We start from the raw sequence: 657 nt of genomic DNA on the forward strand, positions 1-657 counted from the left end.
TCCGTCCCGAGCCGTCGTCCACCTCAGGGGAGGTCTCGTCATGAAGCTCGCGATCGCTGACCCCCCGTACCCGCCTCACCGCGCCACCCGCCGCGACCGGCCTGGCGGCCCCGAGCGTCTGATCGTGCGGTCCCGCGCCCGACGTTGGTACGGGGACGGCACCCGGGCGATGAACGACCGCGCCGCGGACCACCACGACCGCGCCGGCGAGTGGGACGACGCTGCCACGCACTGGTCGCTGGTCGAACATCTGATGGACGAGTACGACGGCTGGGCGATCGCCACCACCATGGACGGCCTGGACTACTACCGCCCTCTCCCGGTGCCCACCACGACCCTGATCTGGCACAAGCCGAACGGGCACGCTGGCGAGGGTCGCGTGCTTGCCACCGTCGAGGCTGTTGTCCTGCGCATCCCGGAGGGGCGCCGCGGCCGCCGTCGGGGCGAGCCCCAGGTGCAGCCCATCCTGGTCGCGGGCGTCCAGCCCGGGTTCCCCGGCCGCAAGCCCGAGGCGTGGACCCGGTGGGTCCTGGACGGCCTCGGGTACGACGCCGACCTCGATGTCGTGGACGACCTGTTCCCCGGCTCGGGCGCCGTCACGGACGTCCTGTGCGCGCCCACTCTCGCGCTGGCCGGGAGCGCCTCTGTCCGTCCCGA

At 73.4% G+C, this 657-nt stretch carries 1 protein-coding gene; it reads left to right on the top strand.

Translation table 11 applies throughout. The features are described from left to right. Positions 1-124: 124 nt before the first annotated feature. Positions 125-657, top strand: a 533-nt coding sequence (locus M8330_RS21675; protein WP_250829043.1) for a hypothetical protein, incomplete at its 3' end; no start/stop codon positions are given.

This window comes from Nocardioides bruguierae (assembly GCF_023656415.1).
GTDB classification, from domain to species: domain Bacteria; phylum Actinomycetota; class Actinomycetes; order Propionibacteriales; family Nocardioidaceae; genus Nocardioides; species Nocardioides bruguierae.